We start from the raw sequence: 5016 nt of genomic DNA, 5'->3' as shown, positions 1-5016 counted from the left end.
GTACCCAAATACCTTTGCAGAAACTTCTTGTATCTCCGTGATGGAAGCTCTAGCTAGCGGTTGTTTTGTCGTGACTAGCAACTGGGGAGCTTTGCCCGAAACAACGGCAGGTTTTGCGCGTTTAATACCGCTGTCCCAGTCGAATACTTCAAATTCGCTCGCTCCCTTTAGTTCGATTTCCCAAAGAGAATCTTATGCCCAAGAATTTCTCGCGACAATTCTGGAGGTGCTAGAAGTGCTAACAGGCGCTAACCCTCAAGAAACTGAACAATTTTTGCGAAAACAGGTAGATTATTTTAATAAATATTGCACTGGGAGGGTTCGTGCATTAGAATGGAAAGAATGGTTGAAAACGATTAATAAAATGTCTCATAAAATTTATGTAGAAATTCTCTAGGATGGAGCGCTGGCTATGTAAAAACAAGGCGATTTGTGGCTGTTGCTGGCTGTTCAAGGTTTGCCGGTGCCGATCGTGTTGTGCTATTTGCTGTTTGGTTCGCTGCCGCCGGTTGCTGTATTTGGGCACTTTTGGCTGTTGGGATTGAATGTATTTTTGGTTGCAGTGCGATCGGCTTTGTGTTTCGCGATCGCACCTTGCTACGATACAACTGGGGCATCTGGTACATGGCTGTTTTGGCTGTCACCATTAGCCGATCCGTTAGCGTTTTTGCGAATTCTAATTTCTGCGTTGAATCAGCCTACTCAGTGGCGCGGCCGAAAGTATGAATAATATCATGTCCGGTCGAGCGACCCGGATTTTTGTAGGGGCCCGTGAGCCAACAATACCTGCCAATAATTGACCATCTCAAAAACCCGCCCCGACCGGGATATTATGGTTAATCGATCGGACATGATATAATCGTTAAATTTTTGCCCAACCTTTTTAAATGGGTAGAAGTGCGAGATCCCTTTTGGATCGAAGGGGCGATCGTACTTTTCATTTGTCCTTAAATCAACAGGAAATTAGCCGATGTAATCGCATTGGCACTCACTCCTATCATCACACCTAACTCCTCTCCTGTCAAGACATTTTTGATGAGAGTTCCCTGAGTATTTTGAGTTATTGCTAACTGACCAAAGCTCAAACCTCCGCTTAATCCTATCAAATCTTGATCGACTGTAAAATCAGCAATCCGGTCAAATCCTTGACCTGAATTTAAGACAAAGATATCCTTACCGCTACCGCCAATTAAACTATCATTCCCCAAGTCTCCGTAAAGAATATCATCACCTTGACAACCAGTGAGAGTATCGTTATCTTCGCCTCCGTACAGGGTATCATTTCCTTCACACCCTCCCAGAATATCTGCTGCTTCGTTACCACTGATTAAGTCATTGCCTTCACCGCCGCAGATGGTATCCGAACCCTGGTTTCCAAACAAGTAATCATCTCCCTGGCTACCAAGCACTATGTCATTCCCTTTGCCTCCTTTTAAGGTGTCATCCTCCTTACCACCATCGATGAAGTCATCATTTCTATTTCCATAAACAATGTCATCACCTTCGCGGCTATTGATAGAGTCATTGCCCTTGCCTCCAAAGATTAAATCCAAGCCCAAGTCGCCAAGAATAATGTCATTATTTTCATCTCCAAATAGGATATCATCACCTGTGCCACCGCTGATAAAATCATTGCCTGTGTTGCCGTTGAGGATGTCGTCGCTGTCACCACCATATAAGTTGTCATCCCCTGATTTAGCATCGAATATATTGCCGCTGTTGCTGCCTAGTAATTCATCGTTTTTGGCAGTGCCTATTTGAATTGGCGATACACCGAGTATGGTGTTTTCAACCCGATTCGGTTGATTTAAGTTGGGATAGTCAATGTCATCGCAGATGCAGTCGTCCTTGGGGATGTTGTTAGTTGTTGGTGTTGGCGCTATTGTTGGTGTAGGTGTCGGTGTTTCCGCAGGGGTTTCCGCAGGTGTTTCAGCAGGGGTTAGTGCGGGTGTTGGTGTTACCGATGGCCCAGGGGTTGGTACGACTGGGGGTGTTGGCGCGGGCGCGGGTGCGGCAACATTCACGCTAAAAGTACCTAAATTGCTAGCAGCAGACAAATTGCCAACAACATCCTTCACCTGCGATGCTTGCAAATTAACTGTGTAAGTACCATTGTCCACACTATCCCAAGTTCCCCCAGGCGGCGTCAACGAATATGTTGCTGTGCGGGGCGTACCATTTCCAGTGGGTGTGGCACTAATAAAGGTAGCAGGAATAGCACCACCTGACCAATTTACAACAACGTCCGAATTATCTAAACTGCTAACATCTACTCCACTACTATCACTGAAAGTAACTGTCAATGTCTGGCTTGTACCACCCGCTGTAGTAATGTTAGAAATTGCACTCAAGTTAGCAGTAGGTGGGATGACATCAACAATAGGTGTGGTGACATTAGCAGTACGAACCAGTTGAGTTGCTGCGGTATTATTATTACCTGCAGTATCCGTTGCTATTGCTGCTGGGACATCAACTGTGACATTACCGCTAGCAGCGGGAGTGACATCAAAGGTGTAGGTTTTGGCATCAACTTTCACAAAGTTACCGACATTCGCATTGGCTACGGTGATATCAGTATTATCAAAGCCGTTGACATCTTCACTGAATGTGGCGGTGACGCTAAATAAACCAGTTACTGTTGGTGTTGAAGTTGATGTTAAGGCAACTCGAGGCGGGGTGATGTCAGGTGTGGTGAGATTAGCAGTACGAACCAGTTGAGTTGCTGCGGTATTATTATTACCCACTGTATCCGTTGCTATTGCTGCGGGAATATCAACGGTGACATTACCACTAGCAGCGGGAGTGACATCAAAGGTGTAGGTTTTGGCATCAACTTTCACAAAGTTACCGACATTCGCATTGGCTACGGTGATATCAGTATTATCAAAGCCGTTGACATCTTCACTGAATGTGGCTGTGACGCTAAATGGTGCGTTGACTGTGGTTGCGTCCGTTGATGTTAAGGTAACTGTGGGGGCTGTAATATCAGCAGTACGAGTCAGTTGAGTTGCTGCGGTATTGTTATTACCAGCAATATCAGTTGCTCTTGCTGCTGGGACATCAACGGTGACAGGGCCATCAGCATTAGGTGTAACGGTAAAAGTATAAGTTGTGCCGCTACCCGTGAAATTGCTAATCGTACTGTTAGTAAGATTAACGTCGCTGGCAATAAATCCTGTGACGCTTTCGCTGAATGTTGCTGTGACTAAAAATGGTGCCTTTGTGGTTGTTGGTGATGCAGAGGTTAAGGTAACTGTGGGGGCTGTAATATCAGCAGTACGAGTCAGTTGAGTTGCGGCGGTATTATTATTACCAGCGGTATCAGTTGCTCTTGCTGCTGGGACATTAACTGTGACAGGGCCATCAGCATTAGGTGTAACGGTAAAATTATAAGTTGTGCCGCTACCCGTGAAATTGCTAATCGTACTGTTAGTAAGATTAACGTCGCTGGCAATAAATCCTGTGACGCTTTCGCTGAATGTTGCTGTGACTAAAAATGGTCCGTTTGTGGTTGTTGGTGATACAGAGGTTAAGGCAACTGCGGGGACAACGGTGTCTACAACTATGGCTTTGCTATCCGCTAAAGACTGCCCCGCAGGAATAGTCAATGTTGTTGCATTATTTCCCACAGCATCTTTTAATGTTGCACCGACTGCTAAAGTTATGCCTGTTGAGTTGAGGTCGGTGCTATTTTGTCCGGCTGCTGGAGTGTATGTACCCACAGCAGATGTGCCTGTGAAAGGTGCAATAGTGACACTGCCACCTGTGTCTAAGGCGACTGTCATGTTACCGCCAGCTAAGGTAACTGCTTCGCTGAAGTTGACGGTGACGTTGATGTTGCCAGTTGTGTTGTAACTGCCATCGGCGGTGGTAGAGGTGACGCCGGTGATGGTGGGTGCAAGAGTATCGATAATTATGGCTTTGCTACCGCCGAGGGAGTTGGCTGAGGCTAAGGCAGGGAGGAGGCTTAAAAAAGCGTCAAAGCCCTTACCAACAGTTTCTTTAATTGTGCCGCCGTTGAGAGTGAGGGCGTTCGTGGCGAGGTATTCTAAGTCGAGGGAAGTGTCTCCAGCTTGTACTACATAGTTGAATGTGAGGGCTGTAGTGCCGGTACCGCTAGTATAAGTGGCAAATTGGTCGGTTGTGCCTGTTTCTAGTTGCAGTTGGGGTGTGCCGGTGACGTTGACAGCAGCATCGAAGGTGACGGTGATGGCGATGGTAGAACCGATGCCGTAGCTGCCGTCAGCGGTGGTGGCGGTGACAGCGGTAACTGTGGGGGTAGTATTGAGCAGGATGGAGGCGGTGTCGGTGGAGAAGTTAGACGTTGCTAAATCTGGTTTCGTGTCGCCGTTGATGTCGCCGATGCTGACGGAAAAGGGCAAAGCGCCAGTACCGAAGCTAACTTGGGGGGCGAAACTGGGGGTGGTGGCTCCTGTGGTGGTGGTGTTGAGCAGGATGGAGACATTGTTGCCCCTGTAGTTCGCCGTTGCTAAGTCAGGTTTCCCGTCGCCGTTGATGTCGCCGATGCTGACGAAGGGGGGCTTAGTGCCAGTACCGAAGCTAACTTGGGGGGCGAAACTGGGGGTGGTAGCTCCTGTGGCGGTGGTGTTGAGCAGGATGGAGACGGTGTCGCTCAAGTAGTTTGCCGTTGCTAAGTCAGGTTTCATGTCGCCGTTGAAGTCGCCGATGCTGACGAAATTGGGGTTATTGCCAGTAGGGAAGGTAACTTGGGTAGCGAAAGTGGGGGTGGTGGCGTTGGTGGCGGTAGTATTGAGCAGGATGGAGGCGGTGTTGCTGACCCTGTTCGCCACAGCTAAGTCATGTTTCCCGTCGCCGTTGATGTCTGCGTTGCGGACGTATTATGGGTTACTGCCAGTAGGGAAGTCAACTTTGGTGGCAAAAGTGGGGGTGGTGGCGTTGGTGGCTGTATCGGAGGACCGGCGTGTGGGGAAAGAGATGAAGGAGTACTCGACATCTAAGTGGTCTGACAATAATAAGATGATGTCGGGGTGGGTG

At 48.0% G+C, this 5016-nt stretch carries 3 protein-coding genes; 2 read left to right on the top strand and 1 reads right to left on the bottom strand.

What is annotated here, in order from left to right; genetic code table 11:
• A partial coding sequence (locus ACUVJL_RS25945; protein WP_445248467.1) for a glycosyltransferase occupies positions 1-397 on the top strand: 397 nt, incomplete at its 5' end.
• A gap of 42 nt (positions 398-439) precedes the next feature.
• Positions 440-730, top strand: coding sequence for a hypothetical protein (locus tag ACUVJL_RS25940; RefSeq protein ID WP_445248466.1), 291 nt, complete (start codon positions 440-442; stop codon positions 728-730).
• A gap of 217 nt (positions 731-947) precedes the next feature.
• Here ACUVJL_RS25940 and ACUVJL_RS25935 read toward each other — a convergent pair whose 3' ends face one another.
• A complete protein-coding gene (locus tag ACUVJL_RS25935; protein WP_445248468.1) occupies positions 948-4841 on the bottom strand; it encodes a beta strand repeat-containing protein in 3894 nt (1297 codons plus the stop codon).
• Positions 4842-5016: the final 175 nt, after the last annotated feature.

This window comes from Microcoleus sp. OTE_8_concoct_300 (assembly GCF_031383065.1).
In the GTDB taxonomy this organism is placed as follows: Bacteria; Cyanobacteriota; Cyanobacteriia; order Cyanobacteriales; family Microcoleaceae; genus Microcoleus.
Note: the sequence above shows the minus strand (reverse complement) of the source record. Positions and strands in the feature narration are given on the sequence as shown.